At 44.9% G+C, this 16,227-nt stretch carries 14 protein-coding genes and 1 tRNA gene; 8 read left to right on the top strand and 7 right to left on the bottom strand.

The window, feature by feature from the left end; translation table 11 throughout:
* Positions 1-305: 305 nt before the first annotated feature.
* A tRNA-Asn gene (locus ACRD7P_RS09000) sits at positions 306-379 on the bottom strand.
* Positions 380-498: 119 nt separating this feature from the next.
* Positions 499-1,818 carry an RIP metalloprotease RseP gene (gene rseP / locus ACRD7P_RS08995; protein WP_430907218.1) on the bottom strand — a complete coding sequence of 440 codons (1,320 nt, stop codon included), beginning with the start codon at positions 1,816-1,818 and terminating at the stop codon, positions 499-501.
* Positions 1,819-1,975: 157 nt separating this feature from the next.
* Here rseP and ACRD7P_RS08990 point away from each other — a divergent pair, with 157 nt between their 5' ends.
* The 4 genes from ACRD7P_RS08990 (at position 1,976) to ACRD7P_RS08975 (ending at position 7,152) form a co-directional block, all read left to right on the top strand.
* On the top strand, positions 1,976-2,647 hold the full coding sequence (locus ACRD7P_RS08990) for an SCO family protein (protein WP_430907217.1): 672 nt from the start codon (positions 1,976-1,978) through the stop codon (positions 2,645-2,647).
* A 99-nt stretch (positions 2,648-2,746) separates the two neighbouring features.
* Positions 2,747-3,028, top strand: a complete 282-nt coding sequence (locus ACRD7P_RS08985; protein ID WP_430907216.1) for a FeoA family protein — start codon at positions 2,747-2,749, stop codon at positions 3,026-3,028.
* Positions 3,025-5,268, top strand: a complete 2,244-nt coding sequence (gene feoB / locus ACRD7P_RS08980) for a ferrous iron transport protein B (protein ID WP_430907215.1) — start codon at positions 3,025-3,027, stop codon at positions 5,266-5,268. The genes ACRD7P_RS08985 and feoB overlap by 4 nt, the downstream gene beginning before the upstream one ends.
* A gap of 360 nt (positions 5,269-5,628) precedes the next feature.
* A complete protein-coding gene (locus tag ACRD7P_RS08975) occupies positions 5,629-7,152 on the top strand; it encodes a carboxypeptidase-like regulatory domain-containing protein (protein ID WP_430907214.1) in 1,524 nt (507 codons plus the stop codon).
* Between the two features lie 65 nt (positions 7,153-7,217).
* Here the strand turns inward: ACRD7P_RS08975 and ACRD7P_RS08970 are convergent, their stop codons facing one another.
* From ACRD7P_RS08970 to ACRD7P_RS08955, 4 genes are all read right to left on the bottom strand, one after another.
* Complete coding sequence (locus ACRD7P_RS08970) at positions 7,218-9,221, bottom strand: serine hydrolase domain-containing protein (protein WP_430907213.1); 2,004 nt, start codon at positions 9,219-9,221, stop codon at positions 7,218-7,220.
* Between the two features lie 417 nt (positions 9,222-9,638).
* On the bottom strand, positions 9,639-10,202 hold the full coding sequence (locus ACRD7P_RS08965; RefSeq protein ID WP_430907212.1) for a hypothetical protein: 564 nt from the start codon (positions 10,200-10,202) through the stop codon (positions 9,639-9,641).
* Between the two features lie 99 nt (positions 10,203-10,301).
* On the bottom strand, positions 10,302-11,336 hold the full coding sequence (locus ACRD7P_RS08960; protein ID WP_430907211.1) for a helix-turn-helix domain-containing protein: 1,035 nt from the start codon (positions 11,334-11,336) through the stop codon (positions 10,302-10,304).
* 202 nt (positions 11,337-11,538) lie between these two features.
* Complete coding sequence (locus ACRD7P_RS08955) at positions 11,539-12,030, bottom strand: hypothetical protein (RefSeq protein WP_430907210.1); 492 nt, start codon at positions 12,028-12,030, stop codon at positions 11,539-11,541.
* Positions 12,031-12,728: 698 nt separating this feature from the next.
* Here ACRD7P_RS08955 and ACRD7P_RS08950 point away from each other — a divergent pair.
* From ACRD7P_RS08950 to ACRD7P_RS08935, 4 genes are all read left to right on the top strand, one after another.
* Complete coding sequence (locus ACRD7P_RS08950; protein ID WP_430907209.1) at positions 12,729-13,250, top strand: RNA polymerase sigma factor; 522 nt, start codon at positions 12,729-12,731, stop codon at positions 13,248-13,250.
* A complete protein-coding gene (locus ACRD7P_RS08945) occupies positions 13,247-14,044 on the top strand; it encodes a zf-HC2 domain-containing protein (protein ID WP_430907208.1) in 798 nt (265 codons plus the stop codon). Before ACRD7P_RS08950 ends, ACRD7P_RS08945 begins: the two co-directional genes overlap by 4 nt.
* A 16-nt stretch (positions 14,045-14,060) precedes the next feature.
* Entirely contained in the window at positions 14,061-14,816 is a 756-nt protein-coding gene (locus ACRD7P_RS08940; RefSeq protein ID WP_430907207.1) for a DUF4097 family beta strand repeat-containing protein, read from the top strand.
* A 176-nt stretch (positions 14,817-14,992) separates the two neighbouring features.
* Positions 14,993-15,712, top strand: coding sequence for a hypothetical protein (locus ACRD7P_RS08935; RefSeq protein ID WP_430907206.1), 720 nt, complete (start codon positions 14,993-14,995; stop codon positions 15,710-15,712).
* Positions 15,713-15,724: 12 nt separating this feature from the next.
* On the opposite strand, the gene ACRD7P_RS08930 is transcribed toward ACRD7P_RS08935, so the two are convergent.
* Complete coding sequence (locus ACRD7P_RS08930) at positions 15,725-16,114, bottom strand: DUF423 domain-containing protein (RefSeq protein WP_430907205.1); 390 nt, start codon at positions 16,112-16,114, stop codon at positions 15,725-15,727.
* Positions 16,115-16,227 lie beyond the last annotated feature (113 nt).

Raw genomic sequence — 16,227 nt, 5'->3', positions numbered from 1 at the left:
ATTTCAAAAGCGCAATTACTTCTGGACAAATACGGTGTTGCATATTACGGTGTTCCTTGCATACGTGCCTTTGGCAACATGGATGTTGTAAAAGAAAAGCAAAAAAGGGAGTGCCCAGTATTTCAAGCAACCTCAACTTTAAGCAAACAAAAAAGCTTCAGGCGTAAAACGCACTGAAGCCTTACTGTTGCTACTCCCCCTTACTTCGTCTTCGCTCAGGATACCCCGACGCTTCGGGGCTCGCCCCATAGTTCCCGAAACAAAAAAATCCCTGTTGTTTCCAACAAGGATTTCGTTATTGATAGCTCCCCCTCTTGGGCTCGAACCAAGGACCCTCTGATTAACAGTCAGATGCTCTAACCAACTGAGCTAAGGAGGAAAATGTTCTACTCTTTTCACCAAAAGGTGCGTAAAAGAGGGTGCAAATATAATCGTTTTTTCAATTATCCCAAACAAATATCGATCTGTTTTCGGATGCGTAAACAGAAACAACCTGCGCTAGTCCATCAGGCGTTTGACGATATTCCAGATATCGTTCCCGAAAATGACCGCCATAAGGCCTACAACAATCACAAAACCGATAATCTGACCACGTTCCAATACCTTTTCACTGGGCGGCCTGCCCGAAATGATCTCGTACAATAAAAACATCACATGGCCACCGTCCAATGCCGGTATGGGCAAGAGGTTTACAAATGCCAACCAAACCGAAAACATGGCCAAAAAGCCCCAAAAGAAACCCCAGTTCCAACTGGCGGGCATCATTTCTACGATACCGATAGGCCCTTTTACCTGTTTGTACCCTTCCGTTTTACGGTTAAAAATGATCTTGAACTGCCGCACCTGATCCGTGAGTACCTTTATGGTACGGTTAAAACCAGCGGGAATCGCTTCAAAAAAACCATAGGTGTCGGTTACGCTAAGGTCGTCGATACTCGGGTAAATACCCGCCTTTTTTTGGTCCGACAAGGTAACCTCGAACGTTTTTGGACTTCCGTTACGGTCAATTGAAATGGAAATGTTCTCATTTGCCCCGAAGGCCGTCATTTCCTCTAAAAATTCGCTAAAATAGGTAACCGGCTTTCCGTTGACCGCCGTAATGAGGTCGCCGGTGGTTATACCGGCCTTCTCGGCACCGGAGCCTTTTTGGGTACGGTCCACAATCGGGCGCATGCGGTACGATAAAAAGTTTTTTCCCCTACTCAACAGATCCTTCTTTCCCTCGTCCGCAATAAGGATATTGACCGTTTTATCATCGCGTTTTACCGTAATCTCGTCCCCTAGCAAAATATCGAGGGAAGCCTCGCTAAACTTGGTGGATTTTTTACCGTCGATAGACACGATTTTATCACCATTGCGCAATCCCAACTTTTGCCCTACGGAGTCGACCAAGATCCCATACTTTAAATTGTCCGCGGGAATGTAGGTATCGCCGTTCGAGATCAACAGCCCGGTATAAATGATCCAGGCCAATAAAAAGTTTACCGTTACACCACCCAGCATAATGATCAAACGTTGCCAGGCCGGCTTGCTGCGAAACTCCCAGGGTTGCGGTTCCTGCTTCATCTGGTCGGTATCCATACTCTCATCGATCATGCCCGCGATCTTCACATAGCCGCCCAAGGGCAACCATCCGATACCCCATTCGGTTTCCCCTATTTTCTTTTTGTAAAGAGAAAACTTCCAATCGAAGAAAAGGTAAAACTTCTCCACCCGTGTCTTAAACCATTTAGCGGGCAAATAGTGCCCAAACTCGTGCAATATGACGAGAATGGATATAATGAGCACAAAAGTGAGTATCTGTATAAGTAATCCCATGTATGATTTCTAAATTTAAACGCACAAAAGTACACTTTTACCCCCTCTTAAAAAAGAAAGTAGTACCCTACCATCCTATTTAAGAAACTTTTAGCATCGTAGGGAAGCTAATCTTTTGAACACGCTAAAGCCTTAACGTATCTTTGTAAAAAAGCGTATGCGGTCTTTCTTTGGCAAATACAAATTTTTTGGAATCGTTCTTTTTTTGCTGTCCACGGTAATCGTATATCTGTTTTATAACGCGCTACAGCCCCCAAAAAAACTACCCGTTTACCAACCGAGCATGGTGAACCCGGAATTGGTGGACACTACATTGCAATACAAAAGAAAATACCATCGGATCGCCGATTTTACCCTGATCAACCAAAATGGGACCACCATAACCGAAAAGGACTATGGCAACAAGTTCTACATTGCCGATTTCTTTTTTACCACCTGCCCGGGCATATGCCCGATCATGACCAAGAACATGGCCGACATTCAGGAGCACATTCGGCAATATGATGATGTACTGTTGCTCTCGCATTCCGTAACCCCCGAGATCGATTCCGTAGCACAGTTAAAAAAATATGCCCTGGAAAAAGGGGTCGACGATTCGCTTTGGAATTTGGTCACCGGCGACAAAAAACAGATCTACGAGCTGGCAAGAAAATCGTACATGGCGGTAAAGACCGATGGCGACGGCGGACCCTTCGATATGATCCATACCGAAAATTTTATTTTGGTGGACAAACAAAGACAGGTACGCGGTTTTTACGACGGTACCGATGAAAAAGAGGTCCGCCGCTTGATGGAAGACCTGGAGCTGTTGCGCAACACCGCGCCCTAGCTTTCAAATGATACCATATGTACCGGTTGAAGCCCGCCTTGGACAACAACCGCTCTTTTTGCAATAGAAAGGAAATAGTTTGCCTTTTTTCCCTTACTTTTGCCCTTACTTAAAATCAATCTAAATAAGATATTGGACGGTACGGTCGCACATTTAAAAAGGGGACAAAAAGCAATCATCAAAGAGATAGCCGATGGGGCACTTCCCATTAAGTTATTGGAATTGGGGTGTCTTCCCGGCAATTCGGTGGAGTTGGTACAGGTAGCCCCCCTTAACGACCCCATCTATATAAACGTTAACGGTTCTCATATTGCCATTCGGCGTGCCATGGCAGCGTTGATCCAGGTAACCCTTACCGAAGAAGCGCAGACCGAACAATGAGCAAACAGATCAATGTAGCGTTAATCGGAAACCCGAACACCGGAAAGACCTCCGTGTTCAACCAACTGACCGGACTCAAGCAAAAGGTAGGCAACTACCCGGGCATTACGGTAGAAAAAAAAGAAGGGGTCTGTAAACTTGATAGGGGCATTAAGGCCCACATTCTCGACCTTCCCGGCACCTACAGCCTTAACACCACTTCTTTGGACGAGAGTGTTGCAGTGGAAATTCTGCTGAACAAAAAGGATAAAAACCATCCCGATGTTGCCGTTGTGGTATGCGATGTAGAGAACCTAAAAAGGAACCTGCTGCTATTTACACAAATAAAGGACCTTCGCATTCCCACCATATTGGTCATCAACATGGCCGATAGGATGTCGCGCAGCGGTATTTCGTTGGATATTCCCTTGCTGGAGGAGAAACTCGACACAAAAATTGCATTGGTCAGCACACGGAACGCAACGGGTATCGACCGTTTGAAAGAACTGATCATCGGTTATCAAACCTTATCGGCCGATCCCAATATCGACCCCTCGGTAATCGCCCCGGACTACTTTAAAAAATTGGAGGAAACCTTTCCCGAACAGGAACGGTACAAGTTGTGGTTGGTGATCACGCAGGACGTGAATTTTATGCCGATCGAAAAACAGCTGATCAAAGACCGGTCTTCGTTCGCTACCAAAAGTAAGTCGGAACTGAAACGGCTCCAACAAAAAGAGACCATTTTACGCTATCAGTTCATTAACGGACTGCTCAAGGAAACCTATCATGTGGACCGTAATGCTGCCAAGGGGTTCAGGGCCGGTTTGGACAAGGTGTTCACCCACAAAATATTCGGGTACCTTATTTTTTTCCTGATCTTACTGGCCATTTTTCAGGCCATTTATGGTTGGAGCAAGTACCCACAGGGCATTATAGAAGACTTTTTTGCAATGGCCAGCGAATGGGTGAGAACCACCTTACCGCCAGGGGTGTTCACCGAACTGTTGGCAGAGGGCATTTTATCCGGTATCGGGGGAATTGTAGTTTTTGTGCCCCAAATAGCATTTCTATTTCTTTTCATCGCGCTGTTGGAGGAAACAGGGTACATGAGCCGGGTAGTCTTTTTAATGGACAAGCTCATGCGCCCCTTTGGTCTGAGCGGAAAAAGTGTGGTTCCCCTGATTTCCGGGACCGCCTGCGCCATACCGGCGGTAATGGCCACGCGGACCATTGAAAACTGGAAAGAGCGCTTGATCACTATTTTGGTGACCCCTTTTACCACCTGTTCGGCACGGCTACCGGTGTATTTGATCATCGTGGCCTTGGTAATTCCCGAAGGACGTTTTTTGGGCCTCAGCTATCAGGCGTTAACGCTAATGCTCCTATACCTGTTGGGTTTTGGCGCCGCCATAGTATCGGCAATGCTCTTGAACAAGGTGCTAAAGATCAAAAGTCGTTCCTTTTTCGTTATAGAAATGCCGGGATACAAGGCACCCCTGTTAAAAAACGTGGCCTATACCGTTTGGGAAAAAACAAAGAGCTTTGTTGTGGGAGCGGGCAAAATTATCCTCGCGATCGCCATAATCCTATGGTTTTTGGGGTCGAACGGATTTTCGGACGATTTTGAAAATGCGGAGAACATCGTACGAAAACGAATCGCAACCAACGGTCTTTCCGAATTCAATGCCCTGGCAATGGCCGATAGTTTAGCGGTCTATAAAAAGGCGTTAAAGGATAGCGTTCAGAAGAAGGTATATCGCATCGGCGATACCGCAATCAACGACTCCATAAAGTTCAAGACGAACGAGCTGACCCGACAGGCAACGAACCAGGAAATTGCCAGCTATAGATTGGAGAACTCCTATATGGGGCATTTGGGAAAAGTGATCGCTCCCGTGGTACGTCCCTTGGGCTATGATTGGAAAATCGGTATTGCGGTATTGACCTCTTTTGCCGCCAGGGAGGTTTTTGTAGGTACGCTGGCTACCATTTACAGTGTGGGCAGTGATGAGGAAAATACCGATACCATAACCCAACGAATGGGTGCCGAAATAGATCCCATAACCAAAAAACCGGTCTTTAACCTGGCTTCCGGTGTTTCCCTGCTGCTCTTCTATGCCTTTGCCATGCAGTGTATGAGCACCTTGGCAGTGGTGAAAAGGGAAACCAACTCCTGGAAGTGGCCCGCGCTACAGCTCGTCTTTATGAGCGTTTTTGCGTATCTTGTGGCATTGGCAGCGTATCAACTACTTTCATAACAATGAAATCGAACTGAACTATGAGCCTCTTACAACCCCTACTCATGTACATCACCTTAGCAGTGGCCGTCGGTTATCTGGTAAGAAAGTTCTTTTTGCCAAAATCCCTTTTTTCCACAAAAAAAGCGAAGTCCGGCACAAAAGGTTGTGGACACGACCAATGTGGGTGTAGTTGAACGTAACACACTTTTTTGAGGACCGCGCTATAATTTAATGCCGTATCGTTCTTGCAAAACCGCTTGCTACCACGCCCTTATTCGTTAAAAAAAGGATAAATGCATCCTAACAAAATCAAAAAAGAGCGGTGAGGTTCATTTGCTATCGCTTTTTTTGTCTTCAAACTACCAATTACGGCATTTTATGTTGAGACTTTTACCCCTGTTTTTACTCCTGTTGTATTCATTTTTTGGGCGTTCGCAAACGCTTACCGCAGTAATTATAGACTCGGCAACACAAAAACCCATTCCCTATGTTACGGTGCAATTGAAAAACAAAGGGGTGATTACCAATGAGGAGGGCCGCTTTACCTTTCAATTGAACGGTTCCATAACACCCCAGGATTCCCTTTTGATTTCCTGTATCGGGTATGCCTCCATCGGGAAGCCCATTGAACAGTTCGATACCAAACAAATCGTTATGGCGCCAAAGGCGATCGACCTGAATCCCGTCATCGTCACCAATAAAAACTATTCGCCCGATGAGATCGTAGACTTGGTAGAAGCGCAGATTGCAAAAAACTACAACCTCGGCTTGACCAAAAAGCGGATCTTTCTAAGGGAAACCTATGGAAACCGGATTTTAAAGAGCGACTATACCCTTAAAAAATCGACCATAAAGGACCTGGACAAGGCTTTTATAGACAACCTCATCGATCAAGTGCCAAAAACCAATACGGTATACAACGAATCGCTCGGAGATCTGTATGGGGGGAGCGATGCGGATGAACAGAAACTGGACCTGATCAAAGCTTCCGAGCTTTACGATAAGAGCCTGGAACTCGATTTTGAAGTTCTTGAAAAAAAATTCAATACCATCATGCAGGAGAACGTAAAAACGGATTCCTATTTTAAGATCAAATCGGGGCTTTTCGGCACCAAGGTAGATGCCGATGAAATGTTCGATACCGAGGTCGATTCCACCGATGTTGCGGCCCTCAACAAAAAGTTGGAAGAGGAAAAGAAGAACAAAGCGGACCGCAAAAAGTTCTTTGCCAAATACAAACGGGAAACCCTGGGGAATTTATACCAAAATCTGCCCATATTCGATGATACGGATTACAATGTATTGTTTAAACCGGGCCGGTACGACCTGGTTTTGGAAAATTTTACCTATTTGGGCGACGCCGCGGTATACGTCATCAACTTTACCCCAAAAAGGGGCGAGGATTATAAAGGGAAATTGTACATTAACTCCGATGATTTTGCACTTATCCGAATGGATTTTGAGAATGTAAAACCCTTACGGGATTTTAGTTTGCTGGGTGTGACCATAAACGAATATTTGGCAAAGGGACGCATCATTTTTTCAAAGGGCGACGACGCCAAATACCATTTAAGCTACTACGATGTCAACAAAGGTATCCGCGCAGGTTTTCGAAGGCCCTTAAAAATCATCGAAAAGAACAAGAACGTTAAGGGAAGACGAAAACAGAATGAACTTTCCATGAAAGTGGATGCCGCTTTTGGCAACCGTAACCGTTATGAACTGGTGGTTTTTGACGAAACGGTGCTAAAACCATCGGAATATGGTTCCTTTAAGGAAAACAATGACGTTCTGCCCAAATACATGCCGAATTACGACCCTAACTTTTGGAGCGGATACGATATTATAGAGCCCAACCAAGCGATCAAAGCGTTTGTTTCCGAAACGGAAATCGAGGAATAGCGTTGGTATCCTTTCCCATTTCCCAAAAAGAATTTTGTTCGTTTCCGGCTATCGCCAATAGGGTATTACAGTACTTTTTCGAATCGGAGATTTTTTACCCTGCCATTGGAAACTTTAAAACCGGTAATGGCGGAATTGGCATCCCGGACAAACTCGATTTTTCCGAAAAACCATGCATTTCCGGCAAATACGTCTTCTTGTACCGGGCTTAAATCAAAATCGCTCAATCTGCTGTGCTTTGCCATCAGTTTTCCCTCCACCACCTCAAAATGGTAGGTAGTGGATAGTTCCTCACTAAAAAATGCGCCGGAAAAGTCGGACAGTTCCACTGTGTCCGCATCAAACGGGATTACCCTTGGGGCATCCATTACGATGCCTCCTTGATATAGTTTTAAAAGCGCTACGTTTTCTCCGCCATTGGGAATGAATTCAATTTTGGCCGGTGCACCTTCCATCTTAAATTCCGTTTCGGATAGCGGCGTTAACGCCATGCTAGGCTGGCCCGTTGCGGTAGCCGATAAATTGCCTTCGGCCAAGCCTATGGTAACATTAAAGCCGGGCTGTATTTCAAAATCGCCGACATAGGTGCGTAAGATGGACGCATCTACCCTAACGGTTTCCGAAGTACCTTTCTCTTTCTCTTCCTCTTTTGATTTTGCTGCGGCAATGGTATCCTTCAAGTAAATGTCGACCACCTCATGTGCCATTTTTTCGGCATTAAATTCCGCGGCATTACTAAATACCATTACGGAAAGATTTTCATCGGGGAAACGCGTCAGATAGGAGCGATACCCGGCATCGGCCCCTCCGTGTTGAATTTCGTTCAAGCCCTTATAGGTGCCTATAAATTGCCCAAGGCCGCCGCCAAAGGTTTTTCCGTTGTTCAGTGTGGCCGGGGTATTCATTTTTTTAAAAATGGAGGCATCCCCTACCTTGGGTTCGGAAAAATTAATGGACCAAAGGGCCAAATCCTCAACGGTGGTAAAAAGGCTTGTCGCTCCCGCAACGGCATAACTCAAAACGCTTTTTTTATAGCCGGGACCATCAGAATGATAGGAATATGCCCTATTCTGCACCACTTGTTCATGATTTTCATAAAACAGCGTGTTCTCCATTCCCAAGGGGTCAAAAATGGAGGATTTTGTGAACGCCTCGAAAGACATTCCCGATACCCTGGAAACTACTTCTGCCAAGAGCGTAAACCCCGTATTGCTATAGGCATATTCTTCCCCGGGCCCAAAATTCAATTCCTTTTGCTTGCTTACCAGTTTTAGTACATGCTCCTTGGTAATCACATCATCCATTCGCCAGCCGGCCATGGACAGCAGGTTCCATTGATCTCTAAGCCCACTGGTATGGGACGCCAAGTGGCGTAACGTAATGGTCTTTCCAAAATCGGGCACCTCCGGAATATAGTTTCGTATATCATCGTCCAACGTCAACTTTCCCTGCTTTTCCAACAATAAAATGGAAAAAACGGTAAACTGTTTGGAGACCGAGGCAATATGAAAAACCGTATTGGAACGCACGGGGATGTCATATTCCAAATTGGCGGAACCATACCCCTTTTTTAATACGATTTCCCCGTCCTTGACGACCGCTACCGCCGCACCGGGACTGTCCTTGGCGTCCCAAAAGGCAAAGGTTTCATCTATTTGTCCGATAACGGAGGTTGCCCGGGGCCTCATGATTTCTATCCCCAACTCGTAAGTGCCTACCGGTTCTTTATCATCAAAGGGCAAAACTGCTACCGTATAGGTCCCCTTTTTATCGGAAGTCAAGCTGAACAGTTCATTTCCATATTTCCCATTGGGACTATCGAACGCTTCCATTTTAGCTCCCTTGGGGTCATAGGTCACCACCCTAACATCGACCCCTTGCTGTACTAACTTTAAATAGACAAACTGATCTTTTTCCAGTGAAAGCTTATAGCGATGTACTTCTGAGGGACGTATTTCCGAGGTTACCGTGGTCCCTTTTACGAGCGCTCCTTTGTCAATCTGAGCTTGAACCACAGGTAGCGATAGAAAAGAAATCAGGAGCAAGGAGAGGATAGTAAGTGCTTTCATTTTGTTATGGGTTTTATCAGGGTTTCATATGATGTCTTTAAAAAGAGACGTTTTCATTGTTAAAGTCGATAAAAAGGCATCTTTTTTTGATCTTTCGCTTCGGTAACGGTTTGGCACACATTTCAAATCAAGGGTTCCGGCAAGAACGTATGCCTTAGGAATGCTCCTTTATTTGATACAATATAAAAAGTCACAAAAACGCTTAATGGATAAAACTTCGGGGGAGTTTTTACGCAATACTAAAATACGCATCTTATAGCACTAAACTCGTTTAAACTTTTGGAACCGAGAGCACCGCTTTCGTACCGCTATGAAGTCATTTTTAACGAACATAGCTGGGGATATGGTTTCCAAGATGGTAAAATAAGGGTGTAAAATATGATTTTCGTAGGTAAAGAAAAAGTTTAAACGCGTTGACTATCTGCCATCGGTGGCGATTTCAAATAAAGGATAAAAATCCTCCACGATTTTTGTGGGGTGACCGCTTTCGGTCCTACTCACCACGAAGGACCCTCCCCAAACCGTATGCGGAAACATCATAATTTGACGTGTAATTTCCATTATGGCGGTTACCGAGTTTTTTTCAATCGCCTGGGGCAGGGGAATCCATTTAGCCTCGTCCATACCTTTAGGGACCTTTAAATCGCCACTTACATAACGGGCCACAAAATAGTCACGCGATGTAGCGTGGGGGTGGTAGTCATACTTGTAGCTAAACTTTCCGCGCAATTGTAGTTCCCCTATCCGGATTCCATAGGCATTGGATAAACTGTCAAGGCCTTCTTTTAAAAACTGTCGCTGGTCGTATATCAAGGAAGGTGGTGCCCAAACCGACTGCTCTCGGCACATTAACAGCTCATTGTTCCCATTCACGATAAGCAAACGCTGAACAGTGAAATTATGGGTGGGATCTTGATGTACATTTTGGCTACAGGCCCAAAAGGATACGAGGATAATCGGGATAATAATACATTTTCTCATGTTTCAATTTGTTTAAGGATTCGTAGGCAAAGATGGGTGCCCGCTAACGTAAAAACTATCGAAATCATGATGTTGGCAAACAAAATCGAAAAAAATCCGCTATAACGACTTTCGGTACTCCGTAGCGGTTACCCCAACAAATGTCTTGAATGCGGTATTGAATGTTGAAATGCTGTTAAAACCACAATCATATGCGATAGCGGCAATGGTCATTTTGGTGTAAGGGGCCATAATCATTAAACGCTTCACCTCTTCAACACGATATTGTGCGATGTATTGCGAATAGTTAAGGGTAGTCACCTGGTTAATGGCCTGTGAAAGTACTTTTGTGGAAACACCCAATTTCGAACTTAGTTGGGATAAGTTCAGCGTAGGATCGAGATAGGGCTTTTCCTCCTCCATCATTAGTTTTAATTTTTTCATCAAACGCACTGAATCGGAACTATCGAGAATCGAGTTTTTGTACTTTTTTAAGGCACTCCTAAAAAGAAACGGGTTTTTCATGGCCCGAAACGAGAGTAAAATAATTACTGTTGAAAACAAAAAAGATATTCCGATGTATAGGGTAACGATCAATTCCGATATTAGGAAGTACATTACCACGAGCAATAGGTTCAGACCCAAAAAATAATAGAGCCAACGCTTAATTTTGTGCCCTTCATGAAGGGAATTGATATCCTTTTGTTGCTTTAACCAGAATAGCGAGTACACAATATACCCGAACATATGGATAATTAGAATGTTATAGAAAATGCCAAAAACCCATGAACCATCGTTTGGTATGGCCCAACAACTGCCAGCTAAAATGAAAAAAACCACATAGTGGATAAGGGTCGGCGTTCTCGGTTTTGTACCAGGGTTCAACAAGTATCGGGTGTACAACCATATTGAAGGACCCACACATAGAAGGGTGGAGAGAAAAAAAGTGCGCAGTGTTGCATCTATTTCAAAGGAATTGTGAAAAAGGGATTTCCCGATCCGAAGGCTAAACGCACATAAATAAATGGCCAAAAAAAGGTTGGCACGATTTTGCTTTCTGTAATTAAACAGTAGAAACGTAGCAAAAAAGACACCCAATATCACGCCGATACTGCCTAACAGCAATTCAACGTACTGTATGGGTTGAACGCTCATAAAATGTATGTTGAGGTGATGTCTGGGCGGTAGTGATCGTCCCGTTTGCTTAAAAGTGCAATAAATTTTCCTTGAGCAAATGCGATGCCAACGCTAGCGATGGTAGGCATCAACAAGAAGCACGTTTTATTTTTCATGGGAATTCGGTATAATGTTACGAAAGGGGTACCTATGCCCGGCACCAAACAAATGGTTCTTGGTTTCAATCCACCCCGGAGTCGTTCAGGCCATCGATCAACTCGTCGATCTGAACAATGATCTGCTTCCGTTTTTGTTTTGCCCTTTCAATGGTATCGGTGGTGCTGTTTGCGTTGGAAATTTGATTGTTGTAATAATCCACAAGGGTGCGCATCGCGTTCATTTTCGCGCTTAAGTGCGTTTGTTCCACCTGTTGCATCAATACATGCTGTGCTTTTTCCTGCAGTTTGGTGCTTTTTACCAATTCTTTTCTGTTCAGCACAATTTCTTCCCTATTTTGCTTGATTTCGGCTCTTTGCAGGATAATCGTATAGATCAATACCGCAAAAGCCAATGCGGAAAACAGCGCATTTACAGCTCCGAACAAGTCTCCAAAGGTGCCCCGGTCCGACCAGTCCGATAAAAAAACCATGATCAACACCGCCGATAGCGCCCATATGAGCACCACCAGGCATATCAATTGTATCAATACATTGTTTTTTGGTGCGTTACTCATTGGTTATGGTTTTTAATCGAAACGATACGGTTTGATCCTTTCCCTTTCCTATAGTGTTCGGGGATACAGCGGTTCAACAGGTCGCTGGTAGCCCATGGCCGGCGGTAATTTCTGGCAAGGGCGACACCGGGCGTTGCCAATGGTGCGCCGTTGCATTTAAGATCCATGTGGCCGAGTCCTTTCTTTGACCGTTCCTAGGTTAAGGTCGCCCGACGCCTCCACCGTACGTTTCGTAACACCTTAAAAATAACAAGAAAAACGTTTGCTTTTCGTGGCGCCCATCCATTTGTCGGGTTTTCCAACAGTTGCGGCATGTGTTATACCATTTCAACTTTGAAATCGCGCGTATAGAAATTGAATTATTTTTTAGTTGTTCGAGGCAAAAAGCCTGTCCCCGGCTTGACCAGGGATCTAAGCATAGCCTTAGCTACGGTTATATTTTTTAACGAAGAACAGCTGAAAAAGAAACGATTTATTAGTGCTATTTCAAAGTTAAAATGGTATTACATACCATTCCGGACCACAAGATTCAAGGACAATCTTTAAAGCGATTACGGTAACCGAGGGCAGCCCGTCGTTTAGTTCCAATTAGCGGTTGCCGACCGTTTCCCTCTTCCCGCTCCTTATATTTTTTTCGTCCTTGATGTAACCTTTTGTAATTTCTGCACTATATACTTTTGAACACCAACGGAAAGCTCTTGAAAGAACCTACCAATGAAGACCTCATGCGGCAAGTGGCCAATGGCGCGCTCGATCAGCTAAAAGTGCTGTTCGAAAGACACCATGCCCATGTGTATCGGTTTTTGTACAAGATGTGCCGAGACAAAATGCTGAGCGAAGATCTGGCGCAGGAGGTGTTTTATAAAGTGATGAAGTATCGCGGTTCGTACAACAACGGCAACTTTGTTTCTTGGTTGTTCGCCATTGCCCGAAACAGCTTGCACAGCCATTTTAAAAAGAACGGTGCCCCTACCGAAGATATCGATACCGTTGGTTACCGTTTGGCGGCATCGGCGGCGCATGAGGAGGACTATAGCCATTTGCAACGGGCATTGGATCGTTTGGCGCCCTCCGATAAGGAGCTCATCATTTTAAACCGATTCCAGGAAATTCGATATGCGGAACTGGCCCTGATCGTCGGGAGTACGGAAGGGGCCGTAAAAACCAAAGTGAGCCGGGCCTTAAAAAAATTAAAAGGATTTTATTTTGAAGCGTTATGACAGATGAAAACCATACTGTGGATGCCATTCCCGCTTATTTGGACGGGCAATTGTCCCCAAAGGAAGCGGAACGGCTGGAGCGGCACCTTCAAACTTGTGAAAGCTGTATGAAGGAGTTACAGGCCTATCGCTCGCTCTTTAATGCTATTGACGAAGACACGGATCCGGTACCTACCCCAACACTGCGAAACACCTTTTTTGCCCAATTGGCCGCCGAGAAAGAGACCGAGGGAACCGTTTCAATTTTACCGATGCCCCGGCAAAAACCGAAAGCGTGGGGAAATAGGATATGGAAAGTAGCGGCAAGTGTCCTTTTGCTTTTGGGAGCGTACGGGATCGGAAGTTACCAACAACGAACAAGCGCGGCACGGGAAATTGCGCTGTTGAAACAGGAGGAGTTACAAGCAAAACAGTCGGCCATGTTATCCTTGATGGAAAACACCTCTGCAAGCAAAAGAATACAAGGTGTAGCGTATATCGAGGCCTTTGAAAAACCTGATGCCGATATTGTTCGGGCGTTGATCCTGCGGATGCAACAGGATGAAAATACGAACGTACGGCTGACCGCACTTGAGGCTCTGTCGCATTTTGGAAAAATGCCCTTGGTAAAGACCGCATATATTGATGCGTTGGCCATGGAAAAAAACCCGACCATTCAAATTGCGCTGATCCAACATTTGGTACAGCTACAGGAGAAGAAGGCCATTGCGCCCATGAAGGCCCTATTAAAGAAAGAAGAAACACAGCCCTTTATAAAAGAACAGATCAAGAAAGGGTTGCCACAATTATTATAATCAAAAAACAAAAATCATGAAAAAAATTATGATATGTCTCGTCGGAATATGCAGTATGTTCGCGGCAACGGCACAGTCCGACTTTTCCCAGTCCTTGGATGGGGTAGCATGGGTAAAGATCGAAACAAAATCGGCGATTGTATTGAAGACGCACGATAAAGCGACCCTGCTCATCCAGGTCGCCCAAAAGAAGCCCCTGCCCTCTCGTGCAAAGGGATTGAAACTGGTGGGCGATGGCGGAATGGACAATACCGATATTGGTTTTAAGGTAGTACGATCCGGTAGCGATCTGATCGTTAGAAATTTAAGAAAATCGCAAAAGGCCGAAATTTTTCTTCCAAAAACACAGAATGTGTCGGTTACCAACACTTGGAACGGTAACATCTACATCGAAGGGTTCAGCGGTGAAGTGGAAGCGAACGCGAACCTTAACGGCGGTCTGGTAATGTCGGGGCTATCGGGACCGGTAACGGCCTATTCCCTTAATCAAGGAATAACCGTAACCTTCGATGCCGTTTCAAAAGACAACCCTATTGTGCTCACCACCACCAACGGGGCAATAGATGTAAGTCTTCCCGAAAATACCAAGGCCAATCTGGAATTGAGTTCTTGGAACGGCGAAGTCTATACCAATTTTGATTTGGAGCGTCCGGAAAAAGAAGGGCTTAAATCGGTTTCCAGCAAAAAGGTAAAAGGGCTTTTGAACGGGGGCGGGTCCAAGATCAAGCTGAACTCTACTAACGGCAATATTTATCTTAGAAAAAAAGAGTAGCATCCGCTATAAATCACCCATGGTAAGGCAATAGCATTTTAAACAAGCTATGCGATGGTTACCAACCAATTTTGATGCCAGCGTTTGTAGCGAACATGGAGTCCTTAAACCCGGTTTAAACCTTAGAACAGCTACTATATAAAACGGGACAAAACAATCACAAAAAACGAACAGTCATGAAAACAACTATCGCAACCGCCGTTTTGGTCCTCATCGGCCTAACGGCACATGCACAAAAAATTATTGAAAAAACCATCGCGCATAACGAGCGGGCGATTGCATTGGAAGTGAAATTTGCATCCAGCATAACGGTACGCACATGGGACAAACCGCAAGTGTACATTAAAGCGACCATTCGTACGGAAGGGCAACAGTATCAGGACGATTACAAACTGCATGTTACGGAGACGGCCAATACCATCCGCATCGAATCGGACGTAAAAGCCATTTTTGAAAAATTCAAGGAAGCTTGGGAACAAAATCCGGACAAGAGAAAGAACTACTACAACACCTCCGACCAGTATACCTTTACTTATACCTTATTCGTACCCAAGGATGCAGCACTGGAAGTAAGCAGTATCAATGGCAGTCTGTCATCGGAAAACATTACCGGCACCTTTACGGCCGATCTGATCAACGGTGATATCGAAATCGCCAAATATTCCGGAAACCTGGAACTCTCGACCATCAATGGCATTATCGACATGCCCTTGACCGACGTACAAATGGTGGCCGAAACGGTGCATGGGGAGATCTATCTCCCGAAAAACGTAAAATTCGAGTCGAGCGATCGTCGGGTAGGCGAAAAAATATCGGCCAATGTCGATGGCGGTACCCATAGGTTGGTTTTGAACACGGTAAACGGGAATATGTATTTAAGGGATGGTCAAAAATAAGGTGCGGTAACCTTAGCGGCCGGATAGGGTGAAGAAGCGATACGCCAACAAGGCCCATCCCAAAAGCAGGAACAACCCGCCCAATGGGGTAATCGGACCCAAGAACCGTATTTTTTTTCCTTTGGAAGCACTGAGCACCAATCCGTAAATACTGAAGGAAAATAAAAATGTCCCTATGATGAACGACCATACCATAGTCCGTTCCAAGGCGGTCTCCAAAGTAAGGTTCACCCCTAACACCGTTAAAATAATGGCGTGGTACATCTGATACTTTACCCCGGTCTCAAAGGACTTCAACTGTTCGGCAGTACACGTCTTTTTTAGGGCGTGGGCGCCAAAAGCACCAAAAGCGATGGCCAACATGCCGAATAATGAACCAAATACTTGGGCGTACAATATCATTCCAATTATTTGGGAATAAAGATAACCCTATTTGCAAGATGAGTTCGTTATTTTTCCTATAACAAAAAGGCCCATCTATTCTTCGATAGATGGGCCTTTTTACAGGGAGGTAT

Origin of the sequence: Maribacter sp. 2-571, assembly GCF_050589625.1 — a bacterium.
Classification (GTDB): domain Bacteria; phylum Bacteroidota; class Bacteroidia; order Flavobacteriales; family Flavobacteriaceae; genus Pelagihabitans.
The sequence above is the reverse complement of the archived record's forward strand: the minus strand, read 5'-3'. Positions and strand labels throughout refer to the sequence as shown.

Excerpts from the sequence above, each read along its gene's own strand:
- rseP (WP_430907218.1), bottom strand. The coding sequence starts at position 1,818 with ATGGGATTACTTATACAGATACTCACTTTTGTGCTCATTATATCCATT.
- ACRD7P_RS08990 (WP_430907217.1), top strand. The coding sequence starts at position 1,976 with ATGCGGTCTTTCTTTGGCAAATACAAATTTTTTGGAATCGTTCTTTTT.
- feoB (WP_430907215.1), top strand. The coding sequence starts at position 3,025 with ATGAGCAAACAGATCAATGTAGCGTTAATCGGAAACCCGAACACCGGA.
- ACRD7P_RS08975 (WP_430907214.1), top strand. The coding sequence starts at position 5,629 with ATGTTGAGACTTTTACCCCTGTTTTTACTCCTGTTGTATTCATTTTTT.
- ACRD7P_RS08970 (WP_430907213.1), bottom strand. The coding sequence starts at position 9,221 with ATGAAAGCACTTACTATCCTCTCCTTGCTCCTGATTTCTTTTCTATCG.
- ACRD7P_RS08965 (WP_430907212.1), bottom strand. The coding sequence starts at position 10,202 with ATGAGAAAATGTATTATTATCCCGATTATCCTCGTATCCTTTTGGGCC.
- ACRD7P_RS08960 (WP_430907211.1), bottom strand. The coding sequence starts at position 11,336 with ATGAGCGTTCAACCCATACAGTACGTTGAATTGCTGTTAGGCAGTATC.
- ACRD7P_RS08955 (WP_430907210.1), bottom strand. The coding sequence starts at position 12,030 with ATGAGTAACGCACCAAAAAACAATGTATTGATACAATTGATATGCCTG.
- ACRD7P_RS08945 (WP_430907208.1), top strand. The coding sequence starts at position 13,247 with ATGACAGATGAAAACCATACTGTGGATGCCATTCCCGCTTATTTGGAC.
- ACRD7P_RS08940 (WP_430907207.1), top strand. The coding sequence starts at position 14,061 with ATGAAAAAAATTATGATATGTCTCGTCGGAATATGCAGTATGTTCGCG.
- ACRD7P_RS08935 (WP_430907206.1), top strand. The coding sequence starts at position 14,993 with ATGAAAACAACTATCGCAACCGCCGTTTTGGTCCTCATCGGCCTAACG.
- ACRD7P_RS08930 (WP_430907205.1), bottom strand. The coding sequence starts at position 16,114 with ATGATATTGTACGCCCAAGTATTTGGTTCATTATTCGGCATGTTGGCC.